At 72.5% G+C, this 18,174-nt stretch carries 13 protein-coding genes; 6 read left to right on the forward strand and 7 right to left on the reverse strand.

Annotation, left to right across the window (positions count from 1 at the left end; genetic code table 11):
* Positions 1 to 3: 3 nt before the first annotated feature.
* From LXT23_RS21835 to LXT23_RS49730, 5 genes are read right to left on the reverse strand one after another with little or no spacing between them, the layout of a single operon-like run.
* A complete protein-coding gene (locus LXT23_RS21835; protein WP_253982153.1) occupies positions 4 to 3,210 on the reverse strand; it encodes a bpX6 domain-containing protein in 3,207 nt (1,068 codons plus the stop codon).
* Complete coding sequence (locus tag LXT23_RS21840; RefSeq protein WP_253982154.1) at positions 3,207 to 5,045, reverse strand: hypothetical protein; 1,839 nt, start codon at positions 5,043 to 5,045, stop codon at positions 3,207 to 3,209. The genes LXT23_RS21835 and LXT23_RS21840 overlap by 4 nt, the downstream gene beginning before the upstream one ends.
* Positions 5,042 to 5,524 (reverse strand): bpX5 domain-containing protein, encoded by a 483-nt coding sequence (locus LXT23_RS21845; RefSeq protein WP_253982155.1) that lies wholly within the window; start codon positions 5,522 to 5,524, stop codon positions 5,042 to 5,044. The genes LXT23_RS21840 and LXT23_RS21845 overlap by 4 nt, the downstream gene beginning before the upstream one ends.
* 41 nt (positions 5,525 to 5,565) lie before the next feature.
* Positions 5,566 to 6,741 (reverse strand): AAA family ATPase, encoded by a 1,176-nt coding sequence (locus tag LXT23_RS21850; protein WP_253982156.1) that lies wholly within the window; start codon positions 6,739 to 6,741, stop codon positions 5,566 to 5,568.
* Positions 6,742 to 6,753: 12 nt separating this feature from the next.
* Entirely contained in the window at positions 6,754 to 7,098 is a 345-nt protein-coding gene (locus LXT23_RS49730) for a cupin domain-containing protein (RefSeq protein ID WP_323379065.1), read from the reverse strand.
* Between LXT23_RS49730 and LXT23_RS21860 the strand changes: the two genes are divergently transcribed.
* From LXT23_RS21860 to LXT23_RS21885, 6 genes are all read left to right on the forward strand, one after another.
* Positions 6,982 to 7,578, forward strand: a complete 597-nt coding sequence (locus LXT23_RS21860) for a porin family protein (RefSeq protein WP_253982158.1) — start codon at positions 6,982 to 6,984, stop codon at positions 7,576 to 7,578. The genes LXT23_RS49730 and LXT23_RS21860 overlap by 117 nt on opposite strands.
* Before the next feature lie 42 nt (positions 7,579 to 7,620).
* Positions 7,621 to 9,552 (forward strand): type 2 periplasmic-binding domain-containing protein, encoded by a 1,932-nt coding sequence (locus LXT23_RS21865; RefSeq protein WP_253982159.1) that lies wholly within the window; start codon positions 7,621 to 7,623, stop codon positions 9,550 to 9,552.
* The gene (locus LXT23_RS21870; protein WP_253982160.1) at positions 9,549 to 11,165 is read left to right on the forward strand and encodes a hypothetical protein; all 1,617 of its coding nucleotides are present in this window, start codon (positions 9,549 to 9,551) and stop codon (positions 11,163 to 11,165) included. Before LXT23_RS21865 ends, LXT23_RS21870 begins: the two co-directional genes overlap by 4 nt.
* Positions 11,166 to 11,330: 165 nt before the next feature.
* A complete protein-coding gene (locus LXT23_RS21875; RefSeq protein WP_253982161.1) occupies positions 11,331 to 12,602 on the forward strand; it encodes a reverse transcriptase family protein in 1,272 nt (423 codons plus the stop codon).
* A 68-nt stretch (positions 12,603 to 12,670) separates the two neighbouring features.
* On the forward strand, positions 12,671 to 13,117 hold the full coding sequence (locus LXT23_RS21880; RefSeq protein WP_253982162.1) for a hypothetical protein: 447 nt from the start codon (positions 12,671 to 12,673) through the stop codon (positions 13,115 to 13,117).
* A gap of 96 nt (positions 13,118 to 13,213) precedes the next feature.
* Entirely contained in the window at positions 13,214 to 14,680 is a 1,467-nt protein-coding gene (locus LXT23_RS21885) for a hypothetical protein (RefSeq protein ID WP_253982163.1), read from the forward strand.
* 63 nt (positions 14,681 to 14,743) lie between these two features.
* Here the strand turns inward: LXT23_RS21885 and LXT23_RS50140 are convergent, their stop codons facing one another.
* Positions 14,744 to 16,039: an nSTAND1 domain-containing NTPase gene (locus LXT23_RS50140; protein WP_267146703.1), complete on the reverse strand. Its 1,296-nt coding sequence runs from the start codon at positions 16,037 to 16,039 to the stop codon at positions 14,744 to 14,746.
* A complete protein-coding gene (locus tag LXT23_RS21895; RefSeq protein ID WP_253982164.1) occupies positions 16,036 to 18,027 on the reverse strand; it encodes a CHAT domain-containing protein in 1,992 nt (663 codons plus the stop codon). Before LXT23_RS21895 ends, LXT23_RS50140 begins: the two co-directional genes overlap by 4 nt.
* Positions 18,028 to 18,174 lie beyond the last annotated feature (147 nt).

Raw genomic sequence — 18,174 nt, forward strand, 5'->3', positions numbered from 1 at the left:
GGCTCACGCCACGGCCACCGTGCGCACCATGCCGCTCTCCAGGTCGAGCCACAGCACCCGGCCGCGCGAGTCGAAGGCCAGCAGCGCGCCGGGGGAGTAGCGCACCCGCGTGGCGGGGGCCTCTCCCTCGAAGGTGAGCAGCGCACGCCTGGCGCCGCGAGCGTCCACCAGCTCGACCTGCCAGTGCCCGGTGTGGTGCAGCACCTCGGCCCGCCACGCTTCGGTGAGGACGAGCTCCTCCCGCCCCTGGCGCAGGGGCGCCGGCTCCTTTGCCGACCGGGTGCTGCCGGGCTTCAGCCAGAGGGAGAGCTCCCCGAGGGTGGGGACCGGGCCATCGTCGGGCGTCCCGGGTGGAGACGGCTTCGGGACGAGGAGGGCAACCCTCGCGGCCACCTCGCCGTCCGCCGTGAGCGACGAGGACAAAAGGCGGAACGCGGTGCCCTTCTCCACCGACATCATCGGGGTGCGGGCGCGCAGCGTGGGGCCCTGCGGCACGTCGTAGGTCCACCGCTCCAGCTCCTCGGTGAGGCAGCTCATGCGCGCGGCGTCCGCGGCCAGGCAGCGCACCCGGCCGGGCAGGTCCCCCACCCGCCAGAGCGCGCGCAAGTCTGGGGCCAGCGCGTCCACCATCATCACCGAGCGCTGGGACGCGGTGAACCAGACGCCGCCGTCATACGTGGGCGCCCAGGCGTCCAGCGGTGCGTCGCACCACGCGGTGGCCCGGCGCGCCACCAGGTCCAGGCGGGACAGGCGCCACACGTCGCCTCGGGGCGCGAGCGCCAGGGCCCGGTCTCCCTGAATGGAGGGCACGAGCGCGAAGGCGGGCGCGTCGAGGTGCGCCACCACGCGCCCGTCCGGGTGCAGCAGCCGCACCCCCGCCTCGCCCAGCGCGAGCAGCAGCCGGCCGTCCGGCAGCACCACCGCGTCGTGGACGGAGAAGGCGCCCTCGTCGGTCGTCCGGACGCTCGCGCGCACCAGCGGCAGGGACGCATCATTGCTCCAGAGGGGACGGGAGCGGAGCGTATCGGACAGCGGGGGCAGGTCCGTGCGCAGCGAGCCGTCGGTGGTGTCTCGCAGCAGCCGGGTGATGAAGTCGGGCGTGAAGCTGCCCCGGCCCGCGGCCCCGTCGCGCAGCAGCGCGCGCACCGTGGGCGTCAGGAGCGCGGTGCGGCGCGCGGAGGCGAACTCGCCGGACAGGGTGACGGCGAAGGTGTAGCGCTCGAGCACGCGCTCCGGGCTGTCGTCGTCGAGCAGCTCCCGCACCCGCGCTTCGGTGTCGGTGAGCCCGTCGGGATGGGCGGAGGCCCACATCGCCAGCAGCCGCGCGCCGGCCACGCCGCCGCACTCCACGCCCCGCCGTATCCAGGCGAAGGCCAGGTCCCGGGCCTCGGTGAGGGGCCACACCGCCTGCACCGCGCGCACCCAGTCGCCGGACTCGGCGAGCGACTCGCCCCACAGCAGCCGCAGCACGCGAGCCTCCTCGGCGTGGGTGCGCTCCAGCCGCAGCACCGCGTCCGAGAAGGTGCCGCTGCGCCGGGCAATGGCCGTCGCGCGCGCCACGTCCTTCGCGAGGAGCCACTGGCGCACCACCAGCCCCGGAGGCAGGCCACGGCCCTCGGCCACCTCGGCCGCGAGCTTGTAGCGCCCGTGCCGCTCCAGGAAGGAGACGGCCTCCTCGTGCGCGCCCAGCAGCTCCGCCAGGACGAAGGCCGCCTCGTCGATGCGGCCCTCGCGCTCCAGGCGACGGAAGGCGTCGCGGTAGCGCTCCTTGAGGGAGGCGAACAGCTCCTCGCCGCCCGCGAACACGGAGGCGGGGCCGCCCCCCTTCGGGCGGATGGTGAGCTTCTCGCGGGGACCGGGCAGCCCCAGCGCCTCCCGCGCGTGCTCGTCCGTGCTCGCGTTCAGGGGGATGGCGTAGCGCAGCGCCTCCTGGAGGTTGCCCTCCTCGAACATGTCGAAGAGCTTGCGCATGTACTCCGCCTTGCGCTGGCCCAGCAGCTGGCCGAGCGGCGTGTTGCGCATCATCCACTCCGACATGCGCGACAACAGGCCCGGGCCTGGAGGCGCGGTGCTCGCGTCCGGAGGCGGCGTGGCGGCGTTGCCGGGAGCGGGAGTCGGTGCCTCCACCGAGGCCGTGGCGAAGCGCCCGAAGAAGGCGGCGAGCCAGCGGCCCAGCGCCGAGGGCTGGGAAGGCCTCGCGAGCGAGCCAGGGCCCTGTGCACTCCGCCCGGAGCCCGGGGGCAGTGCGCGCGGGGCCTTGCCTCGCAGGAACCACGCGGCGAGCCGGGCGCCCAGGCCGGGACGGCCCGAAGCAGCAGGAGCCGAAGCGCCGCTGCCCGCACCGAGCCCCGCGAGCATGCGCCGCAGCAGGCCCGGACCCCGAGGGGCCCCCGCGCCGGAGACACGAGCCGCATCACCCGGGGCCGCACCGGAGCGGAACGCCGCGCGCAGCCGCGCCAGCAGGCCCGGGCCGGACGACGCACCCATGCCCGCCGCGCTGGCCCCACCGCCGCCCGACACCGCCGCGCGCACCCGCGCCAGCAGGCCCGGACCCGCTGCACCCGTGCCCGCCTGTCCGGCGCCACGGCGCGACCATGCCGCGCGCAGGCGCGCCAGCAGGCCTGGAGGCGGAGCCACCACGAGCCCGTCGGGCGGGGGCTTCCCCTGCATGCGCGCCAGCATCACCTGGGCCTCGGGCGCCAGCGTGGGCACGGCGGAGCCGAAAGCACCGCGAGTGAGCGGCGGGAGTGGCGCCAGCACCCGCACGGGCGGCGGAGGCGCACCCAGGCCTCGCGCGGGCACCACCACCCACCCGGACACGTCGAGCCACCGGGACAGGTCCACCGTGGTGGCACCATCCAGTGAATGCACCCCCGCGACGCCTGCGAGGACCAGCACCACCGCGCCCTCTCGCGGCTCCAGCTGCCCGCGCTCGGTGGCGGACAGCGGCGCCGAGCACAGGACGCCCTGCTCCAGCGTGAGCGGCAGCCCTGGCGCCGAGTCACTGGCGACGACCCACGTGCGGGGCAGGCGCAGCAGATAGCCCCCGGCGACGGCATGGACGGAGGCTCCCTGCCTCCACGCGGCGAGCACGCGCCGGCGCGCCTCGGCCTCGCCGAGCAGCGCGGGGTCGAACCAGAAGGCCGCCGCACGCACCGTGCCCCGGTGCAGGTGCCGGCGGGGCCGGACGCCGAGAGGTCTCGCGCTCATCCGCCGCCCTCCGGCACGGACTGATACAGGATTGCGCCCTCGGCCAGGTTCCACAGCACCATCCCGCCCCCCTTCATCAACCACCCCAGCAGCGGCAGGGCATGGCTGGCCTCGGCGTGCACCACGGGCTCCCGGGCCACGGCGACCTTGACCTGGCCCGTCGCGCTGATGAGCCAGAAGGTCCGCTCGTCCGAGTCGAGCGCCAGCAGGCCGGCCCCGCCAGGGACTTCGCGGCAGCTGCCCACGCCGACCGCGCGCATGCCCACGGGCAGCTGCACGTTCTCCCCGCTGTCGCCGCGGAACAGCCTCCAGAGGCCCGGCCGCTGTCGCAACCCGAGCAGCCCCACGATGGGATGGGCGCGCTCGCTCGCGTAGCCGAAGTACGCCACGTTCCCCTCAGAGCCGAGGGGGATGTGGCGCACGCAGTCCTTCTCCACGACACCCAGCCAGGTCTCCCTCGACGCTCCCGACGGGTCGGAGGGCACGCCGCGCGTCACGAAGACCACCTTCCGGTTCACCTCGGCCGCGGCAATCACATGCGTCTCGACACGCGACACGTCGATGCGGCGCATGCTCCGGTCCTCTTCGATGAGGAAGAGGCTCTCGCCCCGGCCGGCCAGCAGCACGCGCTCGCGATTGGAGTCATCCACGAAGCTCAGGAGCCGGTCCGGTGGCTGTCCCTTGAGCGGACGGATCGGCTTCGCGTCCCTGTCGCGGGACTTGAAGAACTCCTTCGAGGGCCCGAAGGGACTGGCGTCCCGGAGGTGGCCGTGGAGCAGATAGCCCGTCCCGCCCGGAGCCGAGGTCTCCGCCAGGACGAGCAGGCCACCGGTGTGGCGCCAGCCCACGCCCACCACGGGCTGCGACGCGTGGAGCGTCACGCGCCGGACCTTGGGCACGGTGGCGCGGACGGAGTGCGGAATGGCCATGGCGCCCACGCTGCCGTCCTTGTGGAAGAGCAGCAGCCGGCGGCCATCCGCGGAGAAGGAGAACGAGTCCAGCGCCGCCGTCTTGGGGACCGCCACGGGCGTCGCGGCGCGGGTGACGGGGAATGGCTCTCGCAGCAGGCGCACGCAGTCGTCGGGCGGCGGCAGGTCCAGCACCACGGAGCGCGCGGCGCGGGAGGCAGGCCGCACCTCCACCACGAGCCGCCGTGCGTCGGCGGCCAGGGGCTCGGTCACCTCCACGCGGGACAGGCCCGTGGCGCCGGGCAGCCGCGACAGGCGCGCGTCACCCACGAGCCACGCGTCCTCCGGGGCCGCGTCCAGGGACAGCGCCTTGCGCCAGGCCGCGAGCCCCTCGCTCGTGGGTGGCTCCAGGCTGCGTGCGGAGAGCCACGTCCTGACGGTGCCAGGAGTGACCTCGGAGAAGGCGCCCTTCGCCGGCTCGGACTGGAGCACGGCCCAGGAGAAGGCGGCGCCCGCGGCCTCGGCGCGCCGGGACAGGACGATGAGGAGCGCGAGGTGCGCGATGCGAGGCGCCCCGAGCTGGTCCGGCCCCGCGTCCAGCAGCGCCACGGTGCGGCGGGCGCCCTGCGGCTGACGGTAGGAGGGCTTGAGGAAGGACAGCTCGCCGAAGGCGGCGCGGCGCACCAGCTCGTCGGGCGACTCCAGGGCCCACAGCCACTCGCTCACCAGGAGGCGGTCGAAGGTGCCCCGGCGGGTGAGGCCGTCGTAGCCCTGCGGCTCACCACCATCCGTCTCCCCCCGAGGACGCAGCGAGCCGAGCGCCGCGGACAGCCGCGCCACATACGGGCCCAGCCGCAGGGCCAGGTCGTCCGGGAAGATGGAGAGCTGCGAGGCCCAGGGCCGCAGCGCGGGAGGCAGCGCGCTCACGGCAGCACCTCGGAAGACGGAGCCATCGGCGCCGGCTCCAGCCATGCGGTGAGCGCGACGCGGGCCACCGGCCGTGCATCGGCCACGGAGACGAGGTGGCCCGACGCGGGCAGCACCACCACCGGAGTGCCCCCGCTCCCCAGCCGGGCCAGCAGCGCGCGCTCCAGCATCGACGACGACACCTCGGGCGCCAGCGAGCAGGGCATCAGCAGCGACGGCGCCCCCGCATCCCTGCCGAGGTACACGGCCCCATCCACCCAGGGCAGTGACGCCGCGGGCCCCAGCAGCACGAGGACGCCCGCGCCGGCCACGCCGCTCCACCCGGCCAGCCGCGAGTCCTCTTCAGCCAGCACCCGGCGCGCGAGCGCGAGCGCCACGGGCCCCTCCCCCGCGACGGCCAGCGGCTCCAGCGGCTCGGCTCGTGGCCCCCAGCGCACCGGAAGGCGCGCGGAAGCGATGTCCTGGCTCTCGTTGCTCATGTGCGTCCCGCCATCACCCACCTGCCCACCGAGCGCGCGGCTCAGGCCGCCACGTCGGCCGCGGCCATCGAAGGCCCCTGGGTGGCCAGCACCATGGCGACCTGCGTCCGCAGCGCCTTCAGGTCCTCGGGCAGCGACTCGGGAGCGAAGCCCGCGTCCATCTCCCGGGCCACGCCCTCCAGCTTCAGCCGCCACGCGGCGAGCGCCTCGGTGTCGCCATCCAAGGGACGCTCCGCGAGCAGCACCTGTCCGGCCGTGGCGATGCGCTGCGCCCGCGCAAGTGGCCCCGCGCTGGCCTCCAGCGCAGCGGCGGCAAGAGCGGGGTTCTCCGACGCCGCGAGCAAGTCCCGCAGGACGTCGCGCGTGAGCGCCTGCGCCTCCTTGGTGGGCACGGCGTACACGAGCGGCCACAGGTCCGCGGTGCTCGGCGCGCGCCGGCCGGCCAGCACCGCGGCGGAGGCGATGAGCTTCTGCACCTTCACCGCGCGGCGGTCGGACAGGGTGATGCCGGCGGCGCGCAGCGTGCGCAGCGCGTGGGCCAGGTGCGGACGTACGGCGGACAGGTCCGCCTCGCGCGCGGCCTGGGCGAGCACGTCCAGGGACTCCAGCGACGTGGCGCGGACCTCGGCGCCGCTCCACAGCGAGGCCCCACCGGCGAGCAGCTCCTCCAGCCGGGGGTCGGGCACGGGCTCCACGAAGATGCGGGTGAGGAAGCGGTCGGCGAACGCCGCGAGCGAGTCGTCCTCCGGCAGCGCGTTGGAGGCGCCCACGCAGACGCGCAGCGGGCAGCGCATGCGGGTGTGGCCCCGGCGGAAGGTGCGCTCGTTGAGGATGCCAAGCAGCGTGTTGAGGATGGCGGTGGAGCCGAGGAAGACCTCGTCGAGGAAGGCGACCTCCGCCTCGGGCAGCATGCCGGCGGTCTCCGTCTCCACGAGCCCCTCGCGCAGCTTGCGCAGGTCCACCGGGCCGAACAGCTCGGAGGGCTCGGTGAAGCGGCCCAGGAGGTACTCGAAGTAGGAGCCTCCCAGGGCGCTGGCGGTGCGGCGCACGGCCTCGCTCTTCGCGGTGCCGGGCGGGCCGATGACGAGCAGGTGCTCGCCGGCCACGGCGGACAGCGCGACGAGCTCCACCATGGCCTCGCGCTCGACGAGGCCGCGCCCCGCATCGGTGAGGGCATCGCGAACGGCGGAGGCGGCGGCTTCGAAGGAGACGGACATTGGAGCGTGAGCCTAACCGCCGGACTCGGCCGGCGCGAAGAGCACCCGCCGCTCCTCGATGGAGTGGCACCGGTGCCGCACGTGCTTTGGGACGTATACGAAGGACCCGGGCTCGGCAGGCTGCTCGGCCTCTCCCACGGTGAGTCGAGCGCGACCGGACACGGCGTAATAGACCTCGATGGACCTCTCCGTGACGACGGTGCGATGGGATTCATGACACGGGGGCGTAGACTGGCGCGCATGAGAACGCTGTCGAAGTGGGTGGCACTGGCGGGAGTCCTGGGCCTGGGAACGGAAGCGGCGGCGGAGGGCTGGCAGGGGTATGCCTCCCTGGGCGCGGGCATCACCCTGGACCACCTGAGTGACTTCCGCTCGATGGGGCCGGCGCTGCACGGGTACCTGGGCGTGGAGTCCCCGCCGGGCCTGTCCCTGGGCCTGCTGGCCGAGGTGTCCGAGACGTGGGGGAAGCAGCAGTTCCCCACCGCGGCGGACCCGAACCGGCTGGAGAAGCCACAGCTCGACTACAAGGCGGTGGGCATCGAGGCGCGGCTGCGCTTCTTCCGCGACAAGCCCATCAACCCGTGGGTGGGCGCGCGCCTGTCGAAGAGCTGGTCCAGCACCTTCACGCCCAACGAGGTGGGCAACCTCTTCCGGGAGAAGATAGACACCACGAGCATGGCCTTCCGCGTGGGCGTGGACGGCTGGCTCAGCTCGCGCTGGGGCGTGTCCGTCTCCACCGCCTTCCAGTTCTGCGACGTGAAGTTCACCACGGACGTCATCAAGGAGTGCGCCGAGCCGCTGCACTCGGTGATTGCCGGCCCGGTGATTCGCTTCTGACCGGCGTGCGCCGGGGAGGCCGGGCGGTGTAGACCTCCGGCCGTGAGCGAGAGCTGGCAGCAGCGATTCCACCGCGAGGCCCGTGAGATGGACACGGCCCTCCGAAGCGTCCTGGCCCGCCGTCAGTCCGACGAGGAGCTGCGCGCCGCGCTGGAGGAACTGGCCCGGCGGCCGTACTTCCGGGACTTCACCTGGCTGTGGGGACCGGCGCTGCACGTGAGGGACCGCGTCCGCTTCCGCCCGCTGCTGCTGTCCTGGTTCACCCCGAGCGCCCTCACGGCGGCAGGCAAGTGGGTGGACGCATGGAAGGGCGGGAACGCCGCCGCGCTGAAGACGTGGCTCGACGACGCGGACCGCGCGGACGACGTGGAGGTGTTCCGCCGCCTGTACGCGTGGAAGCTGGCCGGACTTCCGAGAGGGACGCTGGACACGGAGTGGCGCGAGGACGTCATGCGCCGCTTCAAGGCCGCGACCACCCGGAGCGCGCGGCACACGGCGCTGGCCAAGGTAGACCTGAGCCAGTGTCGCCTCGACGAGAAGACGGCGCTCGCGCTGGACACGGTGGACCCGGAGGCGGCGCGCGCCTTCATCCTCGACCACCTGCCGTGGCGCTGGAGCATCTGGGGCCAGCGTGACGCGTTCCTGCCGCTGTGGACCACGCTGATGGAGCGGGCCCGGGCACGCGGCGACGCGGCGATGGCCTCCGCCCTGTACCGCCGTCTGGTGGACGAGGCCACGTGGCGCCGTGACGTGCTGGCGCTGGCGCGCGACGTGCGGGAGCCGGAGGCGCTGCTGCGCGAGCTGAAGGAGCACCACCCGGAGGCTGCCACTCCGGGGATTGCGCACGTCTTCGTGGAGCTGGCGGAGGTGCGTGGGCGCGACGTGGTGCCCTACCTCCTGGAGCACCTGCGCTCGGTGTTCCCCCGGTGGGGTGTGTTCGGCCGGAGAAAGAACGCGAAGGGCCTCCCTGAGCTGCTGCAGCTCGCCCGCGTCCGCGGCTGGGAGGACGTGTGGAGCGTGGCGCTGCGGACCTCGGCCACGGCGGAGACCTTCGACGCGGAGGTGCGGCGGCTGGTGGAGGACACGGCCACGGACGAGGCCGTGACGCGGCGCCGGCTGCTCCAGGTGGCCGGCGCTGGCGGTGAGTGGAACCTGCCCGGCCTGGGCCTCGCGCGGGTGCAGCCCCTGACGGACGGCACAGCGGTGGCGCTGTACACGCGCTTCCCGGAGCTGCTGCGCGGCCCGTTCCGCATGCACGTGGCCTCGGGCTGGCACGCTGCCTACCCGAAGCTGGTGTCCCAGGCCCTGCAACAGGATGACGAGGACCTGCTGGACTTCCTCGCCAGCCGCGCCGCCATGCACCTGGTCCACGACCCCAAGACGCAGAAGGACTGGGTGAAGGTGCTCGACGCGCTGGCCTCCCACTACGAGGCGCTGCCGAAGGAAGGCGGCGTCTTCGCCCGCCGGGCCGCCAGCGCGCTGGGTGCCATCCCCGCGTTCGCCGTCTGGGACTACGATGCGCTGCTGGAGAAGAACCGGCTCGCGAGGCTCTTCTTCCAGCGCTCGGATGACTTCTACCTGGCGGAGCCCCGGGCCGTGCGTGACTTGCTGGAGGCGCCGCAGATTCACGTGCAGGCGCTCGCCTTCCGGCTGCTCGGCCGTGACTCGCCGCGTGCGCGTGAGCTGGCGGCGGAGAACCTGGACCTGCTGCAGGCCACGCTGCTCCGCCCGCTGCACCGGCGCACCCGCCATGCGGCCTTCTCCGCGCTGGCCAACGCCGCCGCGCACGGCGTGGAGCCCGCGAGGCGGCTCGTGCCGCGCCTGCGAGACACCTTCGCGCTGCCCGACACGCGCTATCCCAAGGAGTCGCTGGTGGCACTGCTGGCACAGGTGCTCGTGCGCTGGCCGGAGCTGCGAGGCCCGTCCGAGACACCCCGGGTCTTCGGGCCCACCGGAGAGGCGGAGCGCGCATGACGACCTTCGGCTTCCTCTACGCCACGCCGTCCGTGTTCGAGTCCACCCGCGAGCGCGCGCTGCTGGGCCTGTCCGCGGACCAGCACCGGCCGGTGCGCTTCCATGCGCGCGTGGCGAAGCACGTGCTGCCGCTGCGGATGGCGCTGCAGGCGCTCGGCGAGCTCATCTGGCACTCGGACGAGTGGAACCCGGAGTGGACGGGCGGCATCCTGGACCCGCTCATCACCGTGCACCCGGACCGCGTCTTCTTCGAGGCATTCAGCCAGGACCAGAGCGCGTACGGGCTGGTCATCGTGGACCGGGAGTGCTTCGTCCCCGAGGGCGAAGTGCACTGCGGCACCACCAACGTGGACTTCACCGCGTGGCTGTGGGCGGCGCTCGCGGAGCTGCGCTCCAGTCGTGAGACGCACCTGCGCGTGGGGCCGGAGGGCTTCGAGGTGCGCACCACGGGCGCGGGCGGCCGCTTCGAGCAGAAGGTGGAGGTGCCGGACGCGTGGGTGCGCGGCTTCCTCCAGCTCCAGGGCGGCATGGCGCTGCCGGGCACGCGGCTCTCGGTGCGTCCGGTGGACCTGCTCGCGGCGGAGCGCTTCCTGCGCTACACCAAGGCGAAGGTGTCGCCCCGGGCGCTGCGCTACGAGCTGCCACCGGGTGAAGACGCGCGCCTGGTGCTGGAGCCGTGGGAGCAGGTCTTCCCGCTGCGAGGCGCGGTGCACGGCGGCCCGGAAGCCCGCACGATTCGCACCTGGGGCCGGCGGCGGCTGCGGCTGCTGGAGCCACTGCTGCCGTACGCGGAGCGGGTGGATGTGTATTTGAAAGGCCGCGCGCTGCCGCACTTCTACGTGGTGCACCTGGGCGGCGGGGTGCGCTTCGTGCTGGGCCTGTCCGGGTGGACGGCGAACCGGTGGACGGGCACGGCGGGAATGGACCTGCTGCTGGAGCCGGAGCGGGACGCGGGGCTCGCGGAGCGGGCGCTGGGCGTATTGCGAGAGCGCTTCCATGCCTCCACGGAGGAGGTGGCCGGAGCGCTGGGCGTGGACAAGGCGCGAGCGGCGGCGGCGCTGGCGGCGCAGTGCGCGGCGGGCCGGGCCATGTTCGACGTGGAGGCGCGCCGCTGGAGGCACCGGGAGCTGTTCGCCACGCCGGTGGACCTGGGGCGGTTGTACCCACCGGACGCGAGGCGCGAGGAGGCGGAGCGGCTGGAGGCGGCGGGCGAGGTGCACGTGTCCTCCGAGGCGACGCGAGAGACGCGCAAGGTGCGCAAGCTGCCCACGCCCGAGGGGACGGTGGTGCGCGAGGTCATCCACCGGGACTGGGTGGTGCAGGGCCGGGTGGGGGCGCAGGCGGAGGTGGAGCTGGTGTTGAACGACGAGGACCGGCTCCTCTTCGGCCGCTGCGGCTGCGAGCACTTCCGTGAGCACTTGCTGAACCTGGGCCCGTGCGCGCACCTGCTGGCGCTGTCGCGGCTGGCGAGGGCGCGGCGGAGGGAGCTGGCCAGCTCCACGCCGGCTTCGGCGGAGGCGATTGCCGCGAGGGCTCCTGAGGAGCGCCGTGCTCGCGACGGCGACGAGGAAGGGGCGCTTGACGCGGAGGACGGCGATGACGATAACCGCTGACGCTCCCGGGAAGGGCCAGGGCTCGCGGATGAGCCATGAGTACCGCGGTGTTTCGCCGCGGAGGTGTTCTGTCTCCTTCTCTTCGCCAGGGTCCCTGCGTACGAAACGCAGGGAGCCCCGGGTCCAGTGCTGCGCAGGTCGTCCCCTGGCCCCTCCCGGAGCACCATGAGCTGGCTCGATTGGTTGAAGGGGCTCTTCACCCGCCCGGTGACACGCGACGTGTCACGGCTGGACGCGCCCGTGGACGCGAGTGGCCGCGCCGTGGACCGGGTGCGGGAGACGGTGGCCATGTCGGGGCCGCTGAAGCCCGGGCACCGGCGGCAAATCATTCGAGACGCGAGGCTGCTGCCCAAGGGGCCGCGCCGCTACACGCCGAACCGCATGCGGTTGATGTCCGCGAGCGAGGCGCGCAGGCGCTTCTCCGCCACGCTGCGCACGCGCAACCGTGAGCAGGGGGACCTGCTGCCGGACGAGGCGCAGCTCGCGCGCTACGGGCTGCCGGTGTGGCGCACGGAGGAGGAGCTGGCCACGGCGCTGAGAGTCTCGGTGGGGCAGCTGCGCCACTACTCCATCCACCGGTCGCGTGAGCGGGTATCGCATTATGTGACGTTCGCGGTGCGGAAGCGCTCGGGAGGACTGCGGCATATCCACGCGCCGAAGCGCCGGCTCAAAGCGTTGCAGCGGCGCCTGCTGGACCTGCTGGTGTCGAAGCTGCCAGTGAGCGCGCACGCGCATGGCTTCGTCACTGGACGCTCCATCAAGACGGGAGCGGCGCCGCACGTGGGCCGGAGGGTGGTGCTGAAGCTGGACCTGAAGGACTTCTTCCCGTCCGTGACCTTCGCACGGGTGCGAGGGCTGCTGATTGCGCTGGGCTACGGCTATCCAGTGGCGGCGACGCTGGCGGTGCTGATGACGGAGGCCGAGCGCCAGCCGGTGGAGGTGGAGGGCACCGTCTTCCACGTACCGGTGGGCCCGCGAGTCTGCGTGCAGGGTGCGCCGACGAGCCCGGGGCTGTGCAACGCGGTGTTGCTGCGGCTGGACCGGCGGCTGGCGGGGCTGGCGCGCCGCTATGGTTACACGTACACGCGTTACGCGGACGACCTGACCTTCTCCGGGGACGACGTGGCGGCGCTGCCGAGGGTACGCGCGTTGGCCGCGAGGTACGTGCGGGACGAGGGCTTCGAGGTGAACGGAGAGAAGACGCGGGTGCAGCGCAAGGGTGGTGCGCAGCGTGTCACGGGTGTCACCGTGAACACGGAACTCGGGCTGTCACGTCAGGAGCGCCGCCGCCTGCGAGCGATGATTCACCAGGAAGGCCGAGACGGAGAGGATGCAAAGGAGGAGGCACGCATCGACGGGCTCCTGGCCTACGTGAAGATGCTCAACCCCGAGCAGGCCGCGAGGCTGGCGAAGCGGCGCAAGTCGCGCGGGTCCTGAAGGAGCCTTCCACCGAGGAGCGCTGCTATGGTGTGCGCCGCAGCACTTCCGCACCGAAGGGGGAGCTCATGAATCCGCGATTCCCTGCCGACGGAGCTCCGGACGGCAACCCGAAGCGTCCTGCGACGGTCCTTCGAAGGATGACCGTGGGGCTCGTTCACTGCCTCTTGTGGACGGCCAGCCCGTTCGTGCTCCTGGCGGTCCTGCATGTCACGCTGCTGGAGGGGCTCGACGGCTTGCTCATCCGCGCCGCATTCGGTGAGGACACGACCGAGTACGCAGCCGGGTACTCCGACTGGCGATTCCGCCTGGTCACCCCCGGCATGCCTGACAGCTGGGTGCGAACGCTCCTTGGCCCGCCGCTGGAAGAGCACGCACTGGAGAGGCACAAGCCGAGGTCACTTCATGGGTTGCGCTACAGCCGGAGCTACCGGGACGGCAACTACGCCATCCGGGTTGTCATTCTTGAGAATGGCCGGGTTCGGGAGAAGCGCGCGAGCTATTGGCTCGACTGAATGTGAACCGGGCCGCACGCCAGGGCCCGGAGTCTGCCAACACGGTCAGGCGCAAGGCGGCACAAGTCACGCGGGTCTTGAACGAGGCATCCGCCGATGAAACCTGCCGCCGAGAGTGCCCTGCACCTGCTCCTCGCGAGAGGAGACGACCACGGGCCGGTGCTGGAGGAGGGGCTCGCGGCATCCTCCACGCGAGAAGTGCCGAAGCCTGAGAAGTTCCCGGACCGCGTGGAGGTCCTGATACGGAAGGACTCCAGCGCGGCGCCCAATGACCTGCCGGCCCAGCGTTGGGGCGTGGTGGCTCCGCAGGGCCCGGTGGGCGATGCCCTGCTGAAGGCAATCGCGCCCCTGCTGGCGTACCGCGAGCAGGAGCAACGAGCGCCGGTGAAGCAATACCGGGTGCCTCCGGACCAGGATGCGGCGGCGGCGGTGAAGTGGATGGACCAGGAGCACCGGGCGCGGAGCGTGCCGGAGGAAGAGCAACCGAAGTACCTGCTGCTGCTGGGAGATCTGCACCACGTCTCCCTGGAACTCCAGCAGGTGATGGCACACAGCGCCTACGTGGGACGTGTGCACGTGGGCCTGCCGGATGGCCAGCCGGACCTCGCGGGCTACCGGGCCTATGCGGAGAAGGTGCTGGCCTACGAACAACGCACGGAGCGAGATGCCGCGCCCGAGGTGCTGCTCTACACGGCACGCGATGGAACGAGCGCGACGGAGCAGGGGCACACGCTGCTGATGAAGCCCAGCGCCGAGGCGATACGAACGCAGTGGAAGCAGAAGCACGCGGGGCTGGAGGTGACGGAGGTGCCGTACGAAGCGGCGAGCCCGGCGGGACTGCTGGGCAGGGTGGGCGCGGCACGTTCGGGGTTGCTGCTCTCGGTGGCGCACGGCCTCGGCAGGCCAGCGTCAGGCTGGGCGTCACAGGAGGAGCAGTGGGCCCTGCAGGGCGCGCTGTCGCTGGGGCCTGGATGCTCGCTCACGGGCCAATCCCTGCGGAACACCCCCTTCCTGCCGGGAGGCCTGTGGTTCAGTGTGGCGTGCTTCGGGGCAGCGACGCCCGCGAAGAGTGCCTTCCACTCGTGGCTGTCCCTCCTGGCCCGAGCGGGGGTCTACGGTCAGCGTCCGGACGTGGTGCTGGAGAACCTGCCGAAGCCGGGCGAGCGGCCTTTCCTCTCTGCGCTTCCGCAGGCGCTGCTGGCGAACCCGCGAGGACCGCTGGCCGTCATCGGCCACTGCGACCTGGCATGGACACTCGGCTTCGCGGATGCAGAGGACGTGGGGCAGAGCCGAGCGGAGCGCATCCTCTCCGCGCTGAGGGTCCTGGTGAAGGGCAGCCGCGTGGGAGTGGCGCTCGACGCGCTGATGCAGTTCTACCGGGACGTCAACTTTGCACTGATGGACGAACAACAACTCCGGGAGGACGCGCGCCTCGACGGCACACCGGACCCGTTCGATCCGAAGCGCCACGGCATGAGGTGGATGCTGCGCAATGACCTGCGTGGCTACCTGCTGCTCGGAGACCCGGCTGCGCGCCTGTCGCTGCGGCATGCGGGTTCATGACCTCGGACGCCGGGAAGAGGAGACGCCCTGCCATGGGACGTCTTGAGCGCCCTGAGCCGGCGTCTACGGGGGTGACCATGAAGCCGGCACCGGCGCGCACTCCCGCTCCTCTGCCTGGAGCGCGCGCAGCTGCGCCGTCTGGGCCAGATGTCGCTGCTCCATCGCCCAGGTGAACAGCCAGACCATCACCAAGGCCTTGACCACGAGCACTCCCACGAGAGCCGCCGTCCGGACCCGGGCCCGTCGCTCGCGTCGGGTCCGCTTCAGCTCGAACACCTTGCGCGCCAGCCAGTCGTGCCCCAGCTCGAAGTAGCGGCTACCCTGGTGCTCTTCCGCGTGCAGCACGGCGGCGGACTCCAGCTGGGTGAGCACCGCATCCGCCACGCCCGGTGGCAGCACGGCCCGCGCCTGCTGCTCCGTCATCAACGTGCGGCTCCCGTCGCTGGCCACCAGGTGCTCCTCCAGCAGCTCCCGAGCCGCCTCCTTGTGTGGCCCAAGCCCGTGTAGCGACATCTCCAGATAGCGATGAACGCGAGACTCCGCCTCCGCCATCTCGAGGATGCCGCCCATGCCCCGCTCCTCCCACAGGTCCCGGCAGACAATCTGCGCGAAGGCCGCCTGCACCTCTGCCTCGTCCTTCGCGTCCTGCCCGTCCACCCGCATCTGCCGCATCAGCGGCCGCAGCTCCTCCTCGGGCCAGGACTGCACCGGCATCCCCGACGCCACGAGCCGGCTCGCGACCTTCACCATCTCCCCCACCGTCAGCGGCCCCAGGCGGAAGCCCTGCTCCAGCAGCTCCCGCATCTCACACACCCTGTCCCGGAAGCGTCCCAGGTAGTCCTCCCGCAGCGAGAGCACCACCTGCAGCCCCTGCACCGGCTTGCGCGCCAGCGCACCGATGCCCCGCATCAGCATGCAGGTCTGTTCCAGGCGGCGCCCGGGGAAGAACACCTGCTCGAGCTGGTCCAGATAGATGAGGATGGGCCGGTCCGAGCGCAGCACCGCCAGCTCCACCGCCGCATCCAGCGCGGCCAGGGGCTGCAGCTCCGGTATCACCGGCCCCAGGTCCAGTGCCGCGTGCATCGCCTCCACCAGCCGGCAGAGCGGCGGCTCGTCCGCGAGCCACCCATCGATGCGCACCGTGCGGAACTCGTGGAGCTCCTCGAGCAGCGGGATGACGCCCGCCTGCATCACCGATGACTTCCCCGCCCCCGACGGTCCGAACAGCGTCACGCACGGATGTGCGAGGATGCGGTTGGCCAGCTTCCGGATGGTCTCCTCCCGCCCGAAGAAGCGCTCCCGGTCCGCGGCCCGGTAGGGCTGAGGCCCCTGGAAGGGATTGAGGGATACGCCGTTCATGCCGCCTCCGGACAGAAGGGCGCGGCCACCGGTTCCACGAGCTCACTCAAGTCGGTCTCCACTACCTGCACGCCCTTTCGCCCGGGCAGGCTCGCGCCCGCCACCCACAGCTCCCGCTCTGACTCCCCCGGCTCCAGCAGCGCCAGGCTCCCTCGCGGCAGGGGACGCTCCTCGAACAGCCGGTACAGCATCATCCGGTGGTGCCACGTCAGCATGGACATGCCGAGCAGCAGCACGGGCCGCGCCCGCAGGATGGCCAGCAGCGCGTCTGACAGCTCGTGAGACAGCATCGACTCCAGCTCGCGCACTCCGAGCAGGTAGTCGTCCTCCGTGAGGAACGGCTGCTCGAACCGCTGGCGCGGCAGGTACCCGCGATACAGCCGCAGCAGGAGCACGTCCCGCCTCAGGTCCAGCGACGTCGGCAGCGCGTCCAGCGGCTCCCAGGTGTCCTGCCCGCCCGCGCGTCGCATCACCGGCGCGCGCGACCGCGCGGCCTCCGGCGGCTGCACGACATAGAGCGTGAGGTCCGGCCGCTGCCGGGCCAGCGCCAGCTCCAGCACCGGCCGCCGCAGCAGCGTGACATGGACACCGGGCCCCAGCCGCTTCGCCAGCGACTCCACGATGGGCACGGAGTCGTCGTGCTGCCCGAAGACGTCCTGGAACTCGGAGTCCAGGCTGTCCTTGCCCATGCGGAAGGCATAGCGCTGCGCGAGCGCGCTCATCGACAGCCCGGCCGGAGCGGGGGCGCTCGCCTCTTCCAGGCCCCGCCGCAGCCGCACCCGGAAGGCCTCCAGCATGGAGCGCTCGTCGCTCCACCTGTCGCCGAGCAGCAGCGAGAAGCGCTGGTTGAGCAGCAGCCGCAAGGAGGCCGGCAGCGGGCTTGCCCGCACCGGCGCGGCATGCGGTGCCCCCACCTTGCGCGCCTTGAAGTCGAACAACGTCGCGTCCCGCCCCCGCAGGTACAGCACCGGGGAGAATGCCTCTGCGCTGCCCTGGTGCTGCGTCAGCACCATGCGCCGGGCCTCGCTCAGGCTGTAGGCCACATCCCCCCGGCGAGCCTCCGCCCCCGTCAGCGCCCGGTAGAACGTGGACGAGCACAGCCGCGCCACGTCGGCCTTCACCGGCCACAGGTGCGCGACGACGGCATCCGCGCCGGCCCGGGCGAGCAGCTCCGCCGCGCTCGCCAAGGCTCCGGGCCGCGCGCCCTCGCACGCCTCGAGGACGACGAGGCGCAGGTTGCCGCGAAAGCTCGCCTTGAGCTGCTGGGCCAGCAGCTCCACGTCCACCCAGCACTCCTCGCCGTCCACGTCCGCCAGCCGCAGCCGGGGCGTGCCCGCCTCATCCACCGCGCCATGACAGATGAAGTGGAGGACGTGCGGCACCTGCCCGCCGCGCAGGTGCTCGAACAGCGCGCGCTGGCCGGCCTGCGGCCCTGTGAGGGGCTCCAGCCACTCCAGCTCCCCCGTCGCGATGCGGGCATGCAGCGCGCTCTTGAGCGCGGCGGGTGCGAGCTCGCTCGTGGGAGAGATGACCTGGAGCTTCACCGCGCCGCTCACCTCTCGCGGCTGCCACAGGTCCGCCGAGCTCACGCCGCGCGCGAGGAACAGGTCCGGCGAGTTGCCCAGGAAGCCCCGCTGCGTTCCCGGTGCGCAGAGCGCTTCCCAGGGAAAGGCCTGGAGCTCGCCCTCGCGGAGCATGAGCCTGACGAGTCCCTGCCCCTCGCCCGCCGCGCCGCGCATCCTGTCCAGCACGGTCTGCACGCCCTCGCGGAACAGCGCCCGGTGCAGCGCGCGGGCCTGGCACAGGCGCGCTTCATCGAGCGGCTCGGCACGCTCCGCCGCGGCCTCGACCCACTCCGCGAAGGAGGCCATCGCCTCGAGCCTCGGCTCCAGCAGGTGTGGCGCGGGCTGCTGCCCGTGATTGCCCTGCGCCGTGACTCGCAGCGCGTCGCCCGCCCGGGAGATTTCGATTTCGAGCCACCAGGACAACGTGGATGCCTCCCCCGCCCCTGAAAGAGAAACGGTCGACATCCCAGACATTGCGCCAGGCAAAACCGGAGCTCTATGAACGGATTCACAGGGAAGGCAGGGAATGAACTGAATCCCAAGCAGACATGGACACACAGCCACAGCAGA

Source organism: Pyxidicoccus xibeiensis (assembly GCF_024198175.1).
Lineage (GTDB): Bacteria > Myxococcota > Myxococcia > Myxococcales > Myxococcaceae > Myxococcus > Myxococcus xibeiensis.